This window comes from Pedobacter sp. AC212, from assembly GCF_979258625.1.
The window spans coordinates 531,773-552,153 of record NZ_OZ409870.1; the positions used below are offsets into that span (position 1 = coordinate 531,773).

16 protein-coding genes are annotated in these 20,381 nt (G+C 38.5%); 7 read left to right on the top strand and 9 right to left on the bottom strand.

From position 1 onward, the window contains the following. The first annotated feature begins 51 nt into the window (after nt 1-51). The 4 genes from ACZZZC_RS02320 to ACZZZC_RS02335 all read left to right on the top strand — a co-directional run bounded on the left by ACZZZC_RS02320 (nt 52) and on the right by ACZZZC_RS02335 (nt 9,800). Nucleotides 52-3,027: a SusC/RagA family TonB-linked outer membrane protein gene (locus ACZZZC_RS02320; RefSeq protein ID WP_463484640.1), complete on the top strand. Its 2,976-nt coding sequence runs from the start codon at nt 52-54 to the stop codon at nt 3,025-3,027. A gap of 35 nt (nt 3,028-3,062) precedes the next feature. Next, complete coding sequence (locus tag ACZZZC_RS02325) at nt 3,063-4,547, top strand: RagB/SusD family nutrient uptake outer membrane protein (protein ID WP_463484641.1); 1,485 nt, start codon at nt 3,063-3,065, stop codon at nt 4,545-4,547. 642 nt (nt 4,548-5,189) lie between these two features. Continuing rightward, the gene (locus tag ACZZZC_RS02330) at nt 5,190-8,336 is read left to right on the top strand and encodes a SusC/RagA family TonB-linked outer membrane protein (protein WP_463484642.1); all 3,147 of its coding nucleotides are present in this window, start codon (nt 5,190-5,192) and stop codon (nt 8,334-8,336) included. A 12-nt stretch (nt 8,337-8,348) separates the two neighbouring features. Next, nucleotides 8,349-9,800: a RagB/SusD family nutrient uptake outer membrane protein gene (locus ACZZZC_RS02335; protein WP_463484643.1), complete on the top strand. Its 1,452-nt coding sequence runs from the start codon at nt 8,349-8,351 to the stop codon at nt 9,798-9,800. A gap of 63 nt (nt 9,801-9,863) precedes the next feature. Here the strand turns inward: ACZZZC_RS02335 and ACZZZC_RS02340 are convergent, their stop codons facing one another. Together ACZZZC_RS02340 and ACZZZC_RS02345 are read right to left on the bottom strand one after the other, a co-directional pair. Next, on the bottom strand, nt 9,864-10,271 hold the full coding sequence (locus ACZZZC_RS02340; RefSeq protein WP_463484644.1) for a DoxX family protein: 408 nt from the start codon (nt 10,269-10,271) through the stop codon (nt 9,864-9,866). Nucleotide 10,272: 1 nt separating this feature from the next. Then, nucleotides 10,273-11,172 carry a S66 peptidase family protein gene (locus ACZZZC_RS02345; RefSeq protein WP_463484645.1) on the bottom strand — a complete coding sequence of 300 codons (900 nt, stop codon included), beginning with the start codon at nt 11,170-11,172 and terminating at the stop codon, nt 10,273-10,275. A gap of 40 nt (nt 11,173-11,212) precedes the next feature. Here ACZZZC_RS02345 and metG point away from each other — a divergent pair, with 40 nt between their 5' ends. After that, on the top strand, nt 11,213-13,321 hold the full coding sequence (gene metG, locus ACZZZC_RS02350) for a methionine--tRNA ligase (RefSeq protein ID WP_463484646.1): 2,109 nt from the start codon (nt 11,213-11,215) through the stop codon (nt 13,319-13,321). 238 nt (nt 13,322-13,559) lie between these two features. Continuing rightward, nucleotides 13,560-14,162 carry an FMN-dependent NADH-azoreductase gene (locus ACZZZC_RS02355; RefSeq protein ID WP_463484647.1) on the top strand — a complete coding sequence of 201 codons (603 nt, stop codon included), beginning with the start codon at nt 13,560-13,562 and terminating at the stop codon, nt 14,160-14,162. A gap of 117 nt (nt 14,163-14,279) precedes the next feature. Here ACZZZC_RS02355 and ACZZZC_RS02360 read toward each other — a convergent pair whose 3' ends face one another. From ACZZZC_RS02360 to ACZZZC_RS02385, 6 genes are all read right to left on the bottom strand, one after another. Then, nucleotides 14,280-15,431: a ligand-binding sensor domain-containing protein gene (locus ACZZZC_RS02360; protein WP_463484648.1), complete on the bottom strand. Its 1,152-nt coding sequence runs from the start codon at nt 15,429-15,431 to the stop codon at nt 14,280-14,282. Nucleotides 15,432-15,445: 14 nt separating this feature from the next. Further along, entirely contained in the window at nt 15,446-16,294 is an 849-nt protein-coding gene (locus ACZZZC_RS02365; RefSeq protein ID WP_463484649.1) for a carboxylesterase family protein, read from the bottom strand. A 63-nt stretch (nt 16,295-16,357) separates the two neighbouring features. Then, nucleotides 16,358-16,651 (bottom strand): hypothetical protein, encoded by a 294-nt coding sequence (locus tag ACZZZC_RS02370; RefSeq protein ID WP_463484650.1) that lies wholly within the window; start codon nt 16,649-16,651, stop codon nt 16,358-16,360. 419 nt (nt 16,652-17,070) lie between these two features. Further along, a complete protein-coding gene (locus ACZZZC_RS02375) occupies nt 17,071-17,463 on the bottom strand; it encodes a VOC family protein (RefSeq protein ID WP_463484651.1) in 393 nt (130 codons plus the stop codon). 600 nt (nt 17,464-18,063) lie between these two features. Continuing rightward, nucleotides 18,064-18,351, bottom strand: a complete 288-nt coding sequence (locus ACZZZC_RS02380) for an immunity protein Imm33 domain-containing protein (protein ID WP_463486500.1) — start codon at nt 18,349-18,351, stop codon at nt 18,064-18,066. A gap of 224 nt (nt 18,352-18,575) precedes the next feature. Next, nucleotides 18,576-19,163: a hypothetical protein gene (locus ACZZZC_RS02385; protein WP_463484653.1), complete on the bottom strand. Its 588-nt coding sequence runs from the start codon at nt 19,161-19,163 to the stop codon at nt 18,576-18,578. 275 nt (nt 19,164-19,438) lie between these two features. On the opposite strand from ACZZZC_RS02385, the gene ACZZZC_RS02390 reads away from it, so the two are divergent. Then, on the top strand, nt 19,439-19,873 hold the full coding sequence (locus tag ACZZZC_RS02390; RefSeq protein ID WP_463486501.1) for a hypothetical protein: 435 nt from the start codon (nt 19,439-19,441) through the stop codon (nt 19,871-19,873). Nucleotides 19,874-19,967: 94 nt separating this feature from the next. On the opposite strand, the gene ACZZZC_RS02395 is transcribed toward ACZZZC_RS02390, so the two are convergent. After that, a complete protein-coding gene (locus tag ACZZZC_RS02395; RefSeq protein ID WP_463486502.1) occupies nt 19,968-20,159 on the bottom strand; it encodes a hypothetical protein in 192 nt (63 codons plus the stop codon). Nucleotides 20,160-20,381: the final 222 nt, after the last annotated feature.

Genomic DNA, 20,381 nt, shown 5'->3' on the forward strand with positions numbered 1-20,381 from the left:
ATATTTAAATTAGATGTTCAAACAAATCAATCACTAACTAACTTAAATTTCATGAAAAAACTTCTACAAAGTTTGTTCGTGTTAATGCTACTTGCTGGATCTGCATGGGCACAAAACCGAACAATTACAGGTACAGTTACCGCTAAAGAGGATGGATTACCTCTCCCTGGTACTAGTATCAGAGTAAAAAATGGTACAGGTGGTACCACCAGCGATGTTAATGGTCGCTATTCGATAAGTGTTGGAGCAGGTGTGGTAGAAATTGAATTTACCTCTGTTGGTTACACAAAAATCACTAAATCTATTCCTGCAAATGGTAATATCTTGAACATTGCTCTTGAAAGTGATTCGAGAGTATTGGACGAGGTTGTAGTTAGCGGTTATGGTTCAGGCAGGAGAATTTCATCTACCGTTGGTACGGTCGCTGTTGTAGGTGCAAGAACCGTAGAGAGTAAGCCGGTAGCAAATGCTTTCGATGCTATGCAAGGTAAAGTTTCAGGATTACAAGTTTTCACATCGTCAGGTGAGCCATCTGCAACATCATCCATAAGATTGCATGGAGTAGGATCTTTGGGTGCGAGTAATGCGCCACTTTTCCTATTGGATGGTATCCAGGTAGATGAATCAACCATTCTGAATACAAATCCAAATGATATCGAAAATATATCGGTTCTAAAAGATGCGTCAGCCACTTCTATTTATGGTGCACGTGCTGCAAATGGTGTTATTTATGTTACGACAAAGCGAGGTAAAATAGGACAAGACGCAACAATTACAGTCCAAGGACAGTATTCGGTTGCAAATCCTGCAAGCGATAAATTTTATAGAAACTTTCTTAATACAGCGCAATTAAGCCAGTTGCAAATTGAGCAAGGCTTAAGAACTGCCGCTCAAACAGCTACACTTCTGGCGCAATACCCTAACGACACTAAATGGTATGATTATTATTTTAAAAAGGATGTGCCTACATACCAAACGGATATAACTGTTTCTGGTGGAGGGGGTAAAACTTCATACTATATTTCAGGAAGTTTTTTCGATAGTGAAGGTAATAGATTCCGTTCAAATTTTGACCGTTATACGTTAAGATCGAATCTCACTACAACCCTGAACGATTACATGAAATTGGGTTTAAATCTTGCTGGTGGTAGTTCTGATACACAAACTAACCCTTTAGCTGGTAATGATACGAACGGTCCGTTGGCTTTGTTAGCCCAGCCTTGGTTCTCTCCTTTCGATGCAAATGGAAATGAGTATTATGGTACGTTAATTCCTGGATGGGGTCGATACAGCCCTAGGTATTTGGCTGACAATACACCTTACAACAGAAATCGTTTAACTTTTACGCCAAGTGGTTTCGTAGAAATTACACCTGTTAAAAATTTGACTTTTAAATCACAAGCTGGTATTGATGGTTTTATTGATAGAACTACAGATGCAAGGTTACCTTCTTATGCAGCATTTCCTGGGGCTGGTACACTTTCTGAGTATTATTCAAGAAGGATCAATAAAACAGTTACCAATACACTAGAATATAAGTTTTCATTAAGTAAAAATAACTTCACTGCTTTAGTTGGCCAGGAATATGTAGATGGAACTACACAAGAATTTGGTGGTAGTACGGTTGGTCTGCCAAATGATAATTTATTTATCTTGCAAAACGGTAATGCTACTAACAGAGGCGTGAGTTCATTTAAAACTGAATACTCATTTAAGTCTTTGTTTGGACGTTTAGAATATAACTACAATAACAGATACTACATTGATGGTTCGATTCGCGAAGATAAATCTTCTCGCTTTGGCGTGAACAATAAAAGCGCAATATTTTGGTCCGTTGGTGGAATGTGGAAGGCTAAAGAAGAGAGTTTCCTTAAAGATGTTGAATGGTTAAATGATTTAACAGTTAGAGCAAGTACAGGAACGAGTGGTAACTCAGCGATTGGTAATTATGACAATTTAGCTACTGCAGCTGGTGGTACTAATTATAATGGTTTATCTACTGTTTTGCAGAATACAGCTGGAAACCCAGATTTGGGATGGGAAAAACAACAAAAAACATCTTTTGGTTTCAGAGCAGAGTTTTTAAAACGTTTCCGATTAGATGTGGAGCTCTATTTCCGCGAAACAAGTAGACAGTTATTCAATGTGCCTCAAGTATTTACAACAGGCTATTCACTGGTTAGAACAAATGTCGGTGCTTTGGAAAATAAAGGTTTAGATGTAAGTTTAAATTTTGATGTTTGGACTAATGACGAGCACAACGCGTTTATTACACCGTACATCAATGCCAACTTTAACAAAAACAAAATCACAGAATTATTTCAGGGTAAGAATTACTTCGTAAATTCTGGAACTGGGGTACTTTGGGCAATAGGCCAACCTGTTTCTTTCGTTTATCCGATGTGGGCGGGTGTTAACCCAGCAAATGGTTTGCCTCAATGGTATATCCCTAATGCAGGCGATGGAAGTATTAATACAAGAACAGATCCTAATGCAGTTACAAGCACGTTCTCGGCAGCTAACTTGCAACAAAATACTGGTATTGAACGCTATCCGTGGTTGAACGGTGGCTTCGGTTTCAATGCTGGCTATGAAGGACTTTCCTTAAGTGTAGACTTCACGTTCTCACAAGGTAAATACTTAATCAATAACGATAGGTATTTCTTTGAGAACCCTACTACATTTTCAGGTTTCAACCAAGCAGTAACAGTCTTAGACTACTGGAAAACTCCTGGGCAAAATGCTACATTTCCGAATCTTACTCAACAGTTTACTCAATTTGACAGCAGATTAATTGAAGATGCTTCTTTTTTAAGATTAAAGAACGTTCAATTGGCATATAACTTACCCCAGTCAATATTGAGCCATACGAAAGTAGTTAAAGGTGCAAAGATTTTCTTTGTATCAAGAAATCTTTTAACATTTACTGATTATACTGGTCCAGATCCAGAGGTAGATTCTAACTTAACCTTAGGCGTTAACCCTAATACCAGACAAGTTGGTTTCGGTATGCAATTGACATTTTAATAAATAAGAGATATACTTTAAAATATAATAAAGTTATGAAAAATATAATTTTGGGATTAGTAGGGGCCGCATTGACTTTTACAGCAATTACTTCATGTAAAAAGCTGGATCTAAAGCCATATGATGCCGTTGATATATCTACCGGTTTTAATAGCGTTCTCGATGCCAAATATTGGAATTCAGGGATATATTCGGCATTAAGAGGCCGTGTTTATGGTAGTTATAACATTTTACAAGAAGTACAAGGAGATCAATTGAATGCTTCAATAGATTTTGGAAACAGAAATGGAGCCCCTCACCGTTGGGGAAGTTTTTTAAATAATGACGATTTCGCTGGTGTTTATCAGGGATATTATTCAGGTTTATCAAATGTTAACGTAGTTATTAAGGGTTACGAGCAAATACAAGCCTCTGCCGGAGCACAAACAGACAGTTTAAACACCTACAAAGCTGATGCGAGAATGGCTAGAGCATACTACTTTCACGAATTAGTGAAAAGATTTGCAAAAGCATATAATCCAGCTACTGCAGCAAGTGATCCTGGTATTCCATTGGTTACCGAATTTGATTTGGCAGCAAAACCTGCAAGGGCTACAGTTAAAGCTACATACGATCAGATTTTAGCAGATTTAGCCTATGCTAAATCTCTCAATACCAAAAGAGCTAATATAAAAGGAGCAAGATATTTCACTCCAGATGCTGTATTGGCATTAGAAGCTAGAGTTAGACTAGATATGCAGGATTGGCAAGGAGCTTATGATGCTGCAAATACCTTAATTGCCTCCGGAAGGTACCCACTTTATACTACTGCTGCTGGATTAAAATCGTATTGGGCTACAGATGCAGCACAAGAAGATATTATGCGTATAAATGCGACATTAGCCGAAACTGTAAATACGAACGCCATATATTTGGGTTTAAATGGTGCAGGTGGCTTTTTCGCTCCAGACTTTATCCCAACACAAACCGTGGTTGATAGCTATGATGCTACTGATATAAGGAAGGGCGTTTATTTCGAGCAAAAGTTGATCCGTATGCAGGGCATCAATTATCCTAATGTTTGGTTAGTTAATAAATTTCCAGGAAATCCAGCCCTGTTTACTACGCAGTTTACTAATTATCAAAATGCAAATAAGATTTTTCGTATAGGTGAGGTTTATGCAATTGCTGCCGAAGCTGCTGCTAATTTAAGTCAAAGTGGCAATGCTTTAACGGCTTTAAATGCACTTCGTACTGCTCGTGGATTAACAGCATTATCTGGCCTAACTGGCCCAGCTTTAATCAACGAGGTAAGAGCCGAACGTACTCGTGAGCTAAATTTTGATGGTTTCCATTTGTTTGATTTGAAACGATGGGGTCAAGGATTTACTAGGGGAACTGCTCAAGTTCCTGCTGCTGTTCAAAATTCGACGGGTTTTACTGGCTTAACAATTGCAGCATCTGATCCGAAATTTGTTTGGGGGTTGCCAACAAATGATATTATCTTAAATCCAAACCTGGTTCAGAATCCAGGATGGTAGGTTAAATCATCTTATTATTTTAAAGGTCTCAGCGTATAGTTGAGACCTTTTTTTGTTTTTAGTAGACTGTGTCCATAGCTATTGCTTGGATTGTCGACATTTAAATAACCTTGTTTTATAGAAAGAACACCATTAGTAAACTCTTATAGTAATCTAAAGTCATAACATCTCTAATCTGTTTTTCTAATTGCGAATCAGGTTGTAATATTTGATTTACAATACTTTAAATATCACATTGGAACTCACAAAGCTTAATAAATCAAACAACTAATTTAAATTCATGAAAAAGCGTTACTGGCGTCAGGATACCTGTGATGTATGCCGAATGTTGTCGAAATCGGTTATAAATCGCATTAAATATTTTTATAAACCTTAAATATTTAATCTTCTCCCACAAGTAAAAAGTTTTGAGCTCATACTTTGATGAAAATTTTTGTTACTGTAGGTTTAATTCGATTATAGTATCTTTTTTTAGATAATATATTAATGGAGTTGGGCTAATTTATGGCTTTATTAGCCTTTTTATATGGCTTTATGCAGCGTTTTAGATTTTTAACGCTTATTTTTTATTATGTAAAATTTGTATTACAGGTTGTTAAATTTTATATTTAGAAAATCATTAACTAAACCAAACAAAATTTTATGAAAAAACTTCTACAAAGTTTGTTCATTCTATTGTTTATAGCAGGAAGTGCTATAGCTCAAGACAGAACAATCACTGGTACAGTTACAGGAAAGGAAGACGGCTTGCCGCTCCCTGGAGTAAGTGTAAAAATTAAAGGGGCTGCAGGCGGAACCACAACAGCTGCAGATGGTAAATATTCAATCAGAATCACCTCACAAGCCTCAGCATTAGAATTTTCTTACATCGGCTTTTCAACTCAAACGCGCCCAATCGGCTCGGGGAATGTGCTTAATGTTACACTATCAGGTGATTCAAAAACCTTATCTGATGTCGTGGTTACAGGTTATACCACTCAGGCCAAAAGAGACGTAACTGGTTCCATCGCCAGCGTAAGTGGTGAGAAACTAAAAAATCAGCCTGTTCAAAGTTTTGAGCAAGCTTTAGCGGGTAAAGCTGCTGGTGTTAACATCATTCAACCAAATGGTTTGTTAAACAACCCGCCTGTATTTAGGGTTCGTGGTGTTAATTCCATCTCTTTAAGTTCTTACCCATTAATCATTGTTGATGGTATTCCCGTTTTTACAGGTGATCAATCTAGTAATAGCGCTGCTGGTAATGCTTTGGGTGATATCAATCCAGCAGATATCGAGTCTATCGACATTTTAAAAGATGCGGCTTCTTCAGCTATTTATGGTTCAAGAGCAGCCAATGGCGTAGTGGTAATCACCACTAAAAAAGGTAAGCAAGGAACAACAAAGGTAAATTACGAAGGATGGGTGGGGTCATCTAAAGCTCAAAATCTTAATCCTTTATTAAATGCCGCAGAATATGTTCAAATCAAAAATGAAGCTAGAACCAATATCGGTTTGGCTCCTGCATTTTTCCTACAAACCAGATCTGATGGTTCTCAGGTTGAGACGAATTGGTATGACTATGCTTATAGAACGGCCACTTCTCAAAACCATGCTTTAAACTTTTCTGGAGCAAGTGAAAAAACTTCTTACTTTGTTTCCTTGGGTTACAGCAACCAGGAGGGTTTCATCATCAATAACTCATTCGAAAGAAAAAATGGCCGCGTAAACTTAGATCATAAGTTGTTTAAAAATGTAACGATCGGAACCAACTTTTCTTACAGTAATACGCTAAATCGTGCACCAAATACAGGTTCACTTCCAGGATCATCATTTAATACAGGTGGTTTAGGTCGTTTGGCGCTAGTTTTGCCACCGAACGTCTCTCCATACAATGAAGATGGCTCGTACAACGTTGCAGGTTCAGCAATAGGTTTAGGGGCAAATTTAATTGCATCTAACTATCCAAATGCTGCTGCTTTGGTTAATATGGATAGGAATACTTCCGAAAGTGACCGCTTAATCGCTAATGGGTATGTTTCGGTTCAAATCCTTAAAGGTTTAACTTTTAAAACCAATTACAGTATTGATAATTTAAAGCTTGATAATAATGTTTTTGTAAATCGCCTGCAGGGTGATGGATTTGCTTATAATGGCGGTGCAACAAGTAACTACGTAAAAAATAGCAGATGGAACTGGTCTAACACTTTAAACTATGCCAATACTTTTGGCGATCATACCGTTGGTGCTTTTATCGGTGCTGAAGATCAGTACACTAAGGCTTATGGTTACGGTGCTACCCGTCAAAATGTAATCGATCCTTTTATTGAGGTTTATCAAGGTTCATTTGGTGCAATTACACCGGCCAACTTAGTACAGTTTGACAACGCTTTCCGTTCATTTTTCGGAAGCGTAAACTATGACTATAAAAAGAAATATTACTTAACGGGCTCATTCCGCCGTGATGGTTACTCTGGTTTATCTGATGGTAACAAATACGGTAACTTTGGTGGCGCTTCGGCTGGTTGGGCTATTTCTGAAGAAAATTTCTACAAAGAATCTGGAATCAGCAAAATATTAACTCGTGTTAAAATTCGTGGTAGTTATGGAGAGGTTGGTAACATTAATATCGGAAACTACCCTGCTTTATATTTATACAGTCCGGGCTTATATGGTTCAGATGCCGCACTGTCTTTCACTCAGGCGGGTAATCCCAACTTAACCTGGGAAACAAGTAAAAAAGCAGATGTTGGTGTAAACTTAGAATTCTTAGGCGGTCGTTTCTCATTGGATGTTGATTATTATCATAATAATATAGATAATTTAGTGCAAAATGCACCTCAATCGCCATCTAAAGGTATTCCTGGAAATGCTATCACAACTAACGTTGGTAAGATGTATAACAAAGGATTTGAGTTTGCAGTTAACTCTAAAAATATAGACAATGATAACTTCTCGTGGTCGACCTCATTTACCTTTAGTACTTTAAAAAATGAAGTGACTGCATTGGGAAATAACAACGCTGACTTATTTGGAGTTACCCAATTGGAAACGGCTAACATTACTCGTGTAGGTTATCCTATCGGATCAATTTATACGGTACCAACTGCAGGTGTTGATCCAGCTACCGGAGAGCGAATTTTTGTAAACAGGTTTGGACAAAAACTAAGGTTTAGCTTTCAAAGAGCAGCAGCAGCCCGTTACCAATATTTAGACGGACCAAATGCAGGAACAAATGCACCAGCAATTGATGCAGCTTTAGATGCCACCATCACCGGTCAGGCAATTCCAAAGTGGTTTGGTGGTTTAGACAATAATTTCCGTTACAAAGCATTCGACTTAACATTAGGTTTAACCTTTTCAGGTGGTAATAAAGTTTATTACGGATCATTGGCAGGTCTTCGCGATCAGCGTTTCTGGAATAATGAAGCCGGAATGATGGACAGATGGACTACACCTGGTCAGGTTACCGATATTCCTCGTTTGGTTTACGGCGATAACGTATCCAATGGTTCTGCGTTTGCACAATCACAAAATGTATTCTCTGGTAACTTTTTAAAGGTTCGTAACCTCGCTTTAGGTTATACTTTACCGAAAGAATTTTTGAATAAATATGGAATTTCTAATGTAAGGGTTTATGCACAATCGAGCAACTTATGGATCATTTCTAACTATCCGGGACCAGATCCTGAGGTGTCGGTGAATGGTAACTCGACAGCCACAGGAAACAGTGGAAGTTTAGCACCTGGTGTGGATAGAAACTCAGTTCCATCTGCGAGAACATTCACTTTTGGTATTAATGTTGGATTTTAAACTTAGGTAAATATGAAAATTAATATAAATAATAAAATAAAATACCTTTTTGTTGCTGCGCCGTTGTTGTTTACAACCGCTTGTAAAAAGGATTTTCTAGATACAGCACCGAAAACATCATTGCCAACTGAAGAGGCATTTTCAAATCCTGATCGAATACTTTCTGAGCTCAGAGGTGTTTACGCAGGAGTAAAAAATGGCAACTTTTATGGGGGGCGTTATTTGGTTTATAACGACATTCGCGGGGAAGAATTTATTGTTAATAAACCAAACGGTGTTACAAACCTAGAAACCTGGCGCTTCAACCTGGTATCTAATACTAGTGAAGTTACTGGTTTGTGGGGTGCCATCTACGCGGCAGTTAACAGAGCTAATTTAGTGATGGAAGGGATCACGGCAAATTCGGCGATTTTGACACCTGCATTATCCAAACAATACATTGCGGAAGCAAAAGTAATGCGGGCATTATGCTATTACAGTCTTTTGCAACTTTATGCTAAACCTTATATCACTGATAACGGCGCAAGTTTAGGCGTACCGTTAAGGCTTAGGGCTGAAAAAGATTTAACAGGAAATGATTTAAAAAGAAGTACCGTAGCTGAGGTTTATACGCAGATTTTGAAAGATTTGAATGAGGCAGAGCCAGATTTGGCTTTAACGCTAATAGCAACCAGAGCCTCGAGAAATACGGCAATCGCATTAAAAACGCGTGTATATTTATCAATGGGCAACCTAGCTTCTGTTGTAACTGAAGCAAACAAAATTGTAACAGCCACCGCACCATTTACTGCTACTACTGGTGTGGCAAATAGATTAGATGCCAGTATTGCTAATGTTTTTGGTGGAAATTATGTTGGGCCTGAAGCGCTTTTATCTTTTCCGATGACGGAGCTTGATGCACCTGGTACACAAAATCAATTGGCTTATTACTACAATTTAGAAAGTTTAGGCGGAAATCAGGAATATTTCCTAAATACCGCTGGTATATTTGGTAATGCTGCATTTGCTGCAGCTTCACCAGATGCTAGAAAAGCCTTAACTACAGCAGTAGGTGCAAATACCTATTTAACCAAGTTTAAAAAACCTTCTCCCTATACAGATTACATTCCAGTAATCAGATATGCCGAAGTTTTATTAAACTTAGCAGAAGCAACAGTAGTAAGTGATCCTAACCGTTCTATCGCATTACTAACCGCAGTTAGACAGCGTTCAAACCCTACTTACGTATTTCCTGCGGCAGACTTATTTCCTGCAAACCTTAAAGCAACCATTCTCACAGAAAGAAGAATAGAACTTTTAGGCGAAGGATTTAGATCTCCAGATATCATGCGTTTAGGTGCGGGTTTCGTAGCTAAAAGTGGTCCGCAGGGTACAGCTCCAGCTATTCCTTTCAATACTGCTGGTTACATTTGGCCGATCTCGGCAACAGAAATACAGAATAACAAATTGGCTACACAAAATTAGTCATGACCATTCTTAACGCAAAAAGCCAGCATTCGCTGGCTTTTTGCGTTAATCAAAAATAACTTACTTCTTATCTACACTATATTTTCCAGGGCCGATAAAAATCAAGCTGAAAAATACAATACCCAACTCTATTGCATGGCTTGCGCCTCTCAGGCCATCGCCTTTTCCAAAATGAACCAAAGCGGCTATAGCCATTGTAAAAACCAATAACATACAGGCAGGGCGAAAAAATAACCCCACAATTAACAAGAAGCCGCCAAAGGTTTCAGCTACGGCAGCCATAAAGCCCCAAAAAACGGGTAAGAAATCAATGCCGACAACTTTCATGCTGCCGCCTAAACCTGCCCAGCCAGAAGGACCGCCAGCCAATTTTGGAAAACCATGAATAATAAACATCACCCCTAAACCAATGCGGAGAATTATTAGGCCAGTATTGCGATACTTACCCAAACTATCAAAAATTGCCATGTTATAAATATTTAAATTGAACGTCGTTTTTTTCTACTTTTAATTCTACTTCAGCCCCTAAAACCATACTTAAATTATTTTCAATATGTCCGGTGGGGAAATTGAAACAAACAGGATAATCGTAATCTTTCACGATATCCCAAATTACCTGCTCTGCCGTTTGGCCAAAAGAGATCTTCTCTTCTGCTATTTCATTAAATGCTCCGATAATTAAGCCTCGAAGGTTTTTTAGCTTTCCGGCACGCTTCAGCATTCTCAGCATTCTATCAATACTGTACTCTTGCTCACCCACATCTTCGAGAAATAAAATTTTATCATCAAAATCCATCTCCGAAACTGATCCCTGCATCATGACAAGTAATGTTAAATTTCCACCTATTAAAATGCCTGTTCCAACACCCGGTTGATTATTAAATTCGCTGTTATAATGATAAGTTTGCCGCTCACCAAAAATCACCTTTTTTAATGATGCTAAAGCTTCAGGGGTAGATTCATCGAAAGTGTAAGGCATTTGCGCATGTAAGCATTGCATCTGGGTTTGCGCTATAATGTGCGATAGTAAAATCGTCACATCACTAAATCCAATAAACCATTTCGGGTTCTGCTTAAACTTTGTAAAATCAAGCTCGTCGATAATTCGGATGGTGCCATAACCTCCGCGACCGCAGATAATCGCTTTCACGGTTTCATCATCCAAAAAACGCTGAATATCTTGGGTTCTCAATTGATCTGTACCGGCAAACTGATGGTGACTTGCATATACGCTTTCGCCCACTATAACTTCTAAGCCCCAATTTTCCAGAATGGAAATTGCACTATCAATGGATTTAGGTAATTTCTTTGCCGGACAAACTATGGCAATCTTATCTCCTTTTTTTAAATACGGGGGCTGCTTAATCATCTTTAAAACACTTATCTTTGCCAAATTAATAAAAATTGTTTTGGATAATAGTAAAATAAAAAGATATACCGTAACGGCAGCGCTTCCATATACCAATGGACCCGTACATATTGGGCACCTTGCGGGTGTTTACATTCCTGCTGATATATATGCTCGCTACCTTCGGTCGAATAAACGCGATGTGAAGTTCATCTGTGGGTCGGATGAAAACGGTGTGCCAATTACTTTGAAGGCAAAACGCGAAGGAATTACTCCTCAGGAAGTAGTAGATAAATACCATAAAATTATCGGCGATTCCTTTAAAGAGTTTGGGGTTTCTTTCGATATTTATCACCGTACCTCTTCTCAAACCCATCATCAAACGGCTTCAGATTTTTTTAAAACCCTTTATGATAAAGGTGTGTTTACCGAAGAAATTACCGAGCAATATTATGATCCTACGGCGAAACAATTTTTAGCCGACCGATACATCACGGGTACTTGCCCAAAATGTGGCAATGAGAACGCCTATGGCGATCAGTGTGAGAATTGTGGTTCTACTTTAAATGCTACCGATTTAATTAATCCAAAATCTACGCTTTCAGGAGATAAACCCATCTTAAAGGAAACTAAAAACTGGTTTTTACCTTTAGATCAATATGAAGATCGCCTTCGGACTTATATTGAAAGCCATAAAGAGTGGCGACCAAATGTTTACGGACAATGCCAAAGCTGGTTGAATGCTGGATTACAGCCCCGGGCCATGACTCGCGATTTAGATTGGGGCGTACGTGTTCCGCTTCGCGATGCCGAAGGTAAAGTATTGTATGTGTGGTTCGATGCACCGATTGGCTATATCTCTGCCACAAAAGAACTTTGTAACTATGCCAAACTCGATGTTTGGAATCCAAAAGCGGAAGAATATTACATCAGTAATTACGAAGCGGATAAATGTGGTTGGGAGGAATATTGGAAAAGTGATGAAACCAAATTGGTACATTTCATTGGCAAGGATAATATTGTTTTTCACTGCATCATTTTCCCGGCCATGTTAATGGCGCATGGCGAGTATACCCTGGCCGACAATGTACCAGCCAATGAGTTTCTAAACCTCGAAGGACAGAAAATTTCTACCTCTAAAAACTGGGCGGTTTGGTTAAACGAATACCTGCGTGAGTTTGAAGGCAAACAAGATGTGTTACGTTATGTACTTACCGCAACAGCACCGGAAACAAAGGATAACGATTTTACCTGGAAAGATTTTCAGGCCAGAAACAATAACGAGCTTGTCGCTATACTTGGCAATTTTGTAAACCGTGTAGTGGTACTTACACATAAATATTTCAATGGGATTGTGCCCACCTGCATGGAAATTACTGAAGTTGATCAAGCTGTAATTGATGAGCTGGCAGGTTATCCGGCAAAAATATCGGCTTCAATTGAGAATTATCGTTTTAGAGAGGCATTATCTGAAGTGATGAATGTTGCCCGTTTGGGGAATAAATATTTAGCAGAAACTGAACCCTGGAAGCTGATTAAAACAGATGAAGACCGTGTAAGGACCATTTTGCACTTGTCGCTCCAAATCGCAGCAAATATTCAAATCTTAATTGAGCCTTTCTTACCGTTTACAGCCGAGAAGTTGATGAAGATGCTGGTGAATGGTGGTCATGATTGGGATGATGCCGGAAGTGTGAGTTTGCTTAAACGCGGTCACCAGATTGGAGAAGGCGTACTTCTTTTCGAGAAAATTGAAGATGCTGAAATCGATTTTCAGATTGAAAAACTGAATCAAAGTAAAGCAACCAATGCCGCGAGTGCTGTTGTGGCTACTCCTGCTAAAGAGAATATTAATTTCGATGATTTTTCTGCAATGGATATCCGTGTGGCAACCATCGTAGCGGCCGAAAAGGTAGAGAAAACCAAAAAGTTATTAAAACTAACCGTAAATACCGGTATTGATGAACGAACCGTAGTTTCAGGTATTGCAGAATATTATAAGCCAGAAGATATTATCGGCAAGCAAGTGAGCATGATTGTTAATCTTGCTCCCCGTGAAATTAAAGGAATTTTATCACAGGGAATGATTTTGATGGCCGAAAATTCGGAAGGTAAATTAACTTTTGTTGCGCCGGTTGAAAAGTTTCAAGAAGGTAGTATTATTCGATAATATATCATTAGGATTTGCATCAAGCCCCGGAGTTATTCGGGGCTTTTTTTGTGCCTGATTTTATTGAGGCTATCCCAAAGGATAGCACTACCCTTTGGGATAGTAAGGAGGTTTGCTCAGGTGTTACGGCTAAATTTGTCTGGTAAATTTAAAAACAGGAAGCCTCATATTTTTTCGAAACCACTTAGTGGAATGAATCAATCTGATCGCTTCATCACCCTTAAAAAAATATATACAGATGAAAAATATCCTTCATATTATTTCAAGTCCTCGTGGAGAGGCCTCCATGAGCATTAAACTAGGTAATGCCATTGTCGATAAAATTCAATCGAAATACCCAGGATCAAAGGTTAAGGAGAGTAATCTTATCAACAAGCATTTCCCTCACCTGGAGGAAGCGCATCTCAACGCTTTTTATATGCCTGTTGAACAGAGAAGTCCTGAAAATCGGCTTGCGGTACAACATTCTGATGAGGCGATTCAGGAAATAAAAGATGCTGACATTTTAGTAATTGGTGTACCTTTTTACAATTTCGGCATCCATTCTACGCTTAAAGCATGGATTGATCACATCGCCAGAGCTGGCGTTACCTTTCAGTACGGAGCAAGCGGACCTGAAGGTTTAGTTAAAGGGAAAAAAGTTTATCTGGCCATTGCCTCTGGTGGCGTATATTCTGATGGGCCGATGCAGGCGTATGATTTTGCCGCACCTTATTTGAAAGCTGTTCTCGGCTTTCTGGGAATGACAGATGTTACTGTTTTCAGAGTAGAAGGCGTAAATATGCCTGATCTAAAAGAAACTGCTTTAGAAAAGGGGATAGAAAATATTGAAATTGCGTAATAATTTTTGCACTGATAAAAAATAAAAAGTTTGATTTCAAACTAAACCTGCCAAGCCATAAGCCACAGTAGCAGCTGCGACCTATTGGCTTGGTAGTTTAACTTACGGATCTAAAGTTCAAAATTTCCTTTCAAACCTATCTCCTGTTAACTGGTATACTCCACTTGGGTTTGCGCCGCCGAACCACAATTCGCCTTGCGGGGTTTTGTAGATTGTCCAGATGTGTTGGCTCTCCAGCCCATCTGCTTTAGTAAAATTTTTCATCAACTTTCCATCATATCGCCATACACCAGATCCTACGGTTCCAAACCAGATATTTCCAGCCTGATCCTCTGCAAGTGCAAAAACTTTTTCTAACGAATTCCCCCCGGTGTCGGCTTTTCTAAGTTTTTGTTCAACAGTAAAATTAACAGTCTTATTGCCGTCGTATCTCAATACACCTATCCCGTTGTTGCCAATCCAAAGGTTGCCTTCACGATCTTCCATGATGGCTCTGGCGTGAAGCCGCCTGGTTTTATCGCTCAAACCCAGAGTCGAGTCGTTCAGAATTTTAAAATTGTTCCCATCATAGCCCACTACTGCGCCATAGGAGCCAAACCAAAGTCTGCCATTTTTGCCTTTCACAAAAGCCGTGGAAATTGAGAAATGATTTTCATGCCCTATTCTGGAACGAATAGGAAATGTACGGTAGTAGAGCTTTTTTCCATCATATTCGTATACGCCGGGGTTGCCTTCAAGCTGATTATAGGCTTCCATCTCATTTCCCTTAAACCAAATACTGTTCTCGTTGAGCTTCCAGTCGTTTTTTTTATGGTAATCCTTCTGGCTATAAACTGCCATTTTACCGTCTTGATATCGGCTTAAGCCCCTGCCGCACTCAAACCAAACGATACCATTTTTATCTTCATAAATGTTCCTTACCTGATGATCACTTAAACCGTTCGCCTTACTAAAATATTGAAATTTCCCTTTATGAAGCAGCGCAACACCCTCCTGGTGACTGCCAAACCAGATATCTCCTTTGCGATCTGCAAAAATAGAGCGGATGCCAGTGGTGTACTTTAGCATTAAAGGGTTGATATTTCTTTGGCTGTATCGATTTTTGACAGTCAATCCGTTAATCCCTTTTCCAGCATTTGGGTCGATCATCGCTGCAACGATTAAGACGATTAATGAGCCGCCAAAAAGTAGCAGGTAAAGCCAAATTCGCTTCGCCTTCAACATCAAATTCCGATTGAACAGATACTGGTTTCCTGCAGGTGCGATCATTGTTTTCTCAAAAATTATTTCCGTTTGCTAAACAGCCATTTTGGAATCTCCTCAGTTAATAAAAAGGGGATTACAATGTTGTTATGGTTTAAATTGGTAAAGGTTGTGAAAACGAGATTTTTGTCGGAAACCAATCGATTAAACAAAGCCAAGCTACTCTGGTAAGGGTTTTCATCGTCTTTTTCGCCATGGATGAGCCAAATGTTTTTTTGACTAATCTTTTGAAGGTTAGAGAAATCTGAAACGGCTGCGATAGAAACTGTTGCTGCAAATTTGTCTGGCGCCAGGTTCAGTAGATTTTGTGCAGTAGAGGCACCCATTGAGTAGCCGATCAGGTAGATTCTATTTCGATCAATATCAGGATATTCATCTGTCAATTGGTCAATCAATTTCAATAAAGCAGAAACATCCGCAGAAGGTTTTGCAATTAAAGTACCCGCCTCATCCTTCGCATAATTGGACGATCGCCTGTTAAATTGCGGTGCCACCACATAGCATGGATAATCATGATAAATTTCAGGTCGGAGCCAGATTTTTGCCAGTGGCTCCAGTTGTTGCTCATTGTCATTTCCAATTCTGGTGGAGTTATGAAAAGTAATCACTAAAGGGTAACTCTTCTTGCCGGGTTTAGGTGCTTTAGGTAAAAGCAGTCGATAAGGAATTTGGATGCTATCAAGAATGAAATCCCTCTTGAGCCATACTTTAGAATTTAAGCTATTTACTATTTTCCTGTTCTGCAAGAAAGTCAAACTATCAACAATGGTTTCCTTTACAATCTTTTTTTGCGCAAAAGCAAGATTTGCATTTATTGTTAACAGGAAAAAAAGAGTGATTAAGATATGGTGGAATATTCGTTGGAGCATTTGTGTGATTAGCTTACTGGAGGCACTTAAATTCGAAATGTTGACAGGAGCAAGTTAGCTTATTTAAGCGATATTCAAATCTTTGTAAGCGGGACATAAATTCTTCCCATTACGTAGCCAATTGTTCTTAGCTTGGTCCATATCGATCGAGTAAAGCCTGCTGCTTTCTGGGTAATACGTTAAGCCAAAGACCTTGTCAAGCTCGGCCATTCGGCGGGCAATTTTAGGATCTTCAAAGCTTAATTTTTTCTCAATTACCTCGGGAATGATTTTGTGGTACAATCCTTCCAGATAATCTTCAAAATTCTGATTAAAATATATGTCGATTAAGCGCAGATTTTTGTTGTCGGATTCCACACTAGGTGCAGAATGCCTCTGAGAGCATAAATAGCAATTATTTTATTATTTCACTAGTACACATCAGCTTGTAAATCCTTCCTGGTTTAAGCCTATTTTTTAATCAAATAATGATATTGTACTCATTCTATGTGTCACTAAATCAATTAAATGAATGATGAGGATGATTTCTGAAAATCCAACTTGAAAGTGAATTCGTATTTAGGAATGTACATCTGGAACTAACTGATGTATAATTTAGGTTAAACACAAGTGAATCGCTCGTGTATTTAAACGTTACCTCAAGCACTTTAGACACACAAGTTAAAAAGTGATCACATCAGCAGATGCACAATATTGCATCTGCTGATTTTTTATGCTATATGTAGGTTAGCCTTTAGCGACTCTTTTCAACGGGTTTTTCGAAAGTAAATTTCAAATTAAGACGGCCAATAAAGCACGTTAAACTTATGTCCGTCTGGATCCGAAAAGCCAAAGGTGTAACCTTTTTGATAATTTTCTTTCCCGGCGTAAATAGTGGCTCCAGCAGCCTTCGTCTTTTCAAACCAGGCATCAACTTCTTCGCGGCTCTCTGCAGAGAGACTAAATATAATTTCAGTTCCGGTGTGAAGCGCCGTGCTTTCTAACTTTGCTGCATTGGTAAATTGCTGTTCCGTAAAGAAATGAATAATGAAATTATTATTGCCAAAAGAAAAGCTCACCAGATCGGTAGTTTGCTCCCCATTTTGTTTAAAGCCAAGCGCATTGTAAAATTCAGCGGTTCGGGCAAGGTCTTTTACGGCCAGATTAGCCCAGATCATTTTCGTATCCATAACAAAAATATGAGGTGAATATATAATGCAACAGATAACATCCGCTATTGTTTAGGATAGCCTCCTCCAAGGATATCATCCGAAACATTGAAAGTTATTTAGTTAAGGTTAAATATTGGTTTTGCGCCAACAGATGCGCCAAATTATATTTACACAACCCAAAATTGTTACCCCTAATAAATAGGTCGTGCGTTGGCTACATGAGCGTTTATGCCGTAGTTCCTTTTGGCGTCTTGGGAAGACAAGCTTAAATTCGTGTATTGTTGTATAGATACTTCCCAGCGTCACTTCTTAATATCCAGCTTTCAATGCTTTTCTTTCTTTTAAGGGGAAGGTTTAACTTATGGATATCAATGGTCAGCCTCTTGCTCACAAGTCAATCACCACCAATGCTCTCTCAACTCATCTTTCAAAAGTGATTCTGAGTTTTGCCTGCATACTTTACAAATACGCTCTAGCCGTTCATCTTCGAAAGCTAAATAGCCACAGGAATAACAACCTCAATTTGTTAAGAGATATGTTCACCTTCGATAGCTCATGTAAAGCTTTTAATGTCACATTTGGGGCAGATGTATAAAGACATCTTTGGTATTTGCTAAATCAATCAAGATTGAAAGGTTCCCATTTACAAGATTGACTTTCGCGGGTTGCACCAATACCCACTGGCATTTCATATAAATCGTTTATAGATTCATCAATTGCAGTTACTTCTTCTAGTGAAATCACTTTGTAATCGTCATCATTTTGATGGTCATCATGCCCACATAAGAATTGCCAAAAGCCATCTTCCGCTTCATGTGTTATATATAGTATTGGTCTTTGTTTGTTAAGAACATGCTTGCAAACAAAGCAAGCTGTGTTTTTTGGATTGTTAAATTTATAGTTCATGATAGTTGAGTAAGTAAGATATACAATATCTAAAATAGTTGCATTAACTAATGTTAAGAGGAAGTTTTGGATATGCTACAGTGCTTTGTTATCGATGTTGTATTTAAGAGGTAAGACGAATACGACTACAACTGTCTACCTTTTATAACGACTAGCAGTAGCGCCCATTTTTATATCGAAGAGATTGATAAAACAGATATGGTAGGAAGTTGTGCTAATCACAACTACCAGAACTTCCACCATGGCCTTGGTTTATCTATAATCTGTGTTTCACTGCTTATTACTGATGGTTGAACATTGTAAAACGAATCGAGTACTTTCTTTGTAAGCAAATCTACTTCGATTTGAAATTGCTTAGTAATATCTTGGTAATCAAAATAGGTTGCATATAGCTTACTACCCGTTATATTAGTCAGCTCAATATCATCGAAGCCGCTATACTCGAATAGACAAGTTTCATTACCGTGTATGTCAACTAATCTTAAGTCAAAACCATTTGAATAGTAAACAATAAGTTGCTCATCATCTACCAAAACCGTTTTAACATATGATGTTTCTGCGTTATAGACTAATTGATGAGTTGCGATATTAATTAGATAGGCTGAACCGCTAGCTATAACAAAAGCATATTTGCGATTATCCATTAGTCTAACTATCAGTGATTGATCAAGCCATCCTTTTTGAAATGAGCCCACCCATTCCTCTCCGTTAATGCTAGTAAATTTAACCCAAGAACAATCAGTATCAGTATTTCCGAAGTGCTTTTCTTGATACTCGCCTGAAGTTGGTCTATCGATAAATTCTGCAAACATTTGAAAAGATAATGTAAGTCAAGATAGTGGTTTTAATTGGATTGTAATTATGCTCACCGCCGGGAAACTGAGAGAATGTGTGAGGATCAGCAGTTGCACCGCAACGGTATCCGATCGACGTTTTAACACAAGCGATTGGTGAGATTTCTGTATCAATTCTACGAACTTATTCTAAGTGTTATCAAATCGTTAATTTGTCAAGTATGGAACGATTTGTTTAGCGAGATTGCTATAATTGCTGCTTACTATATAATATGAAAAACTCCCTCTCAATAATGCTACTAGCCCTTCTATTTGTGAGCTGTAAAAAGGATAGGCCTGACCTAACACTTCAAGGGGAATGGATTAGCAATGGATACAGCATAGCTTACTTCGATTCCAATAACCACCAAATCACTCCTTATATTCCCGAGTCTGATGTCCAGATCAAATTAACCTTTGATGGAGGTAATGTAAGTATTCTGGATTCATATAATAACGCAATAACAATTCCTTTCACCTCAAATAAATATGGCAAAGACATCAATCTTAGTTTAGGAGGGAAAGGTATTTACTTTGTCAATAACTGGAATGTTGTAAAAGAATCCGATGGCTCTTTGGCGCTAACAGGCGATATCACCCATGCGATGAGCCCGCCGTATTATGTTAATGGCAACAAAATAGAAGTAGATCATGTGTTGATCAAGTTGGACTTGAAAAGAGTAAACTGATAGGTTTTTATAAAGAACGCGTACCGAAGATGCGTATTGAGCGACCATCGTTGCAGTAAAGTTCGAAGAACGATGCAACGTTATGTTTTATTCCTTAGTCCTTCGCGGCTGTTACTAGATAAATAAACAGACCGACTCCAGTTCCACCAACTATAAAACCACTAATTAAATATAATGTCCCGTTGCCATTGGCAACCGTCCATGCATTTGATAAACAGTAAAAGCCCAATGCTATTAAAAACAGGGCTAAAATTGATATTAATGCGTTTACTATTGATGATTTCATTAGAACCAAATATAGCGTTTATAGTTGCTCACCGCCTGCGAACTGAGAAAATGTGTGAGAACTGGTAATTGCACAGCAAAGACTAAGCTTTTAAATTTCTCAGTAAACATTGGAAGGCTGTCTTCTTCCTTTTGTGCTTTTAGACGGCGTTCATCTCTTATCTTCTTTCGTCTGTCTCTATCTGCCACTCTATGGTGTATATGTATAAACCTACAAAACTTT

Excerpts from the sequence above, each read along its gene's own strand:
- ACZZZC_RS02345 (WP_463484645.1), bottom strand. The coding sequence starts at position 11,172 with ATGATTAAGCAGCCCCCGTATTTAAAAAAAGGAGATAAGATTGCCATA.
- ACZZZC_RS02395 (WP_463486502.1), bottom strand. The coding sequence starts at position 20,159 with ATGAAATCATCAATAGTAAACGCATTAATATCAATTTTAGCCCTGTTT.
- ACZZZC_RS02330 (WP_463484642.1), top strand. The coding sequence starts at position 5,190 with ATGAAAAAACTTCTACAAAGTTTGTTCATTCTATTGTTTATAGCAGGA.
- ACZZZC_RS02335 (WP_463484643.1), top strand. The coding sequence starts at position 8,349 with ATGAAAATTAATATAAATAATAAAATAAAATACCTTTTTGTTGCTGCG.
- ACZZZC_RS02320 (WP_463484640.1), top strand. The coding sequence starts at position 52 with ATGAAAAAACTTCTACAAAGTTTGTTCGTGTTAATGCTACTTGCTGGA.
- ACZZZC_RS02390 (WP_463486501.1), top strand. The coding sequence starts at position 19,439 with ATGCTACTAGCCCTTCTATTTGTGAGCTGTAAAAAGGATAGGCCTGAC.
- ACZZZC_RS02360 (WP_463484648.1), bottom strand. The coding sequence starts at position 15,431 with ATGATCGCACCTGCAGGAAACCAGTATCTGTTCAATCGGAATTTGATG.
- ACZZZC_RS02380 (WP_463486500.1), bottom strand. The coding sequence starts at position 18,351 with ATGAACTATAAATTTAACAATCCAAAAAACACAGCTTGCTTTGTTTGC.
- ACZZZC_RS02375 (WP_463484651.1), bottom strand. The coding sequence starts at position 17,463 with ATGGATACGAAAATGATCTGGGCTAATCTGGCCGTAAAAGACCTTGCC.
- ACZZZC_RS02355 (WP_463484647.1), top strand. The coding sequence starts at position 13,560 with ATGAAAAATATCCTTCATATTATTTCAAGTCCTCGTGGAGAGGCCTCC.
- ACZZZC_RS02340 (WP_463484644.1), bottom strand. The coding sequence starts at position 10,271 with ATGGCAATTTTTGATAGTTTGGGTAAGTATCGCAATACTGGCCTAATA.
- ACZZZC_RS02365 (WP_463484649.1), bottom strand. The coding sequence starts at position 16,294 with ATGCTCCAACGAATATTCCACCATATCTTAATCACTCTTTTTTTCCTG.
- ACZZZC_RS02385 (WP_463484653.1), bottom strand. The coding sequence starts at position 19,163 with ATGTTTGCAGAATTTATCGATAGACCAACTTCAGGCGAGTATCAAGAA.
- ACZZZC_RS02325 (WP_463484641.1), top strand. The coding sequence starts at position 3,063 with ATGAAAAATATAATTTTGGGATTAGTAGGGGCCGCATTGACTTTTACA.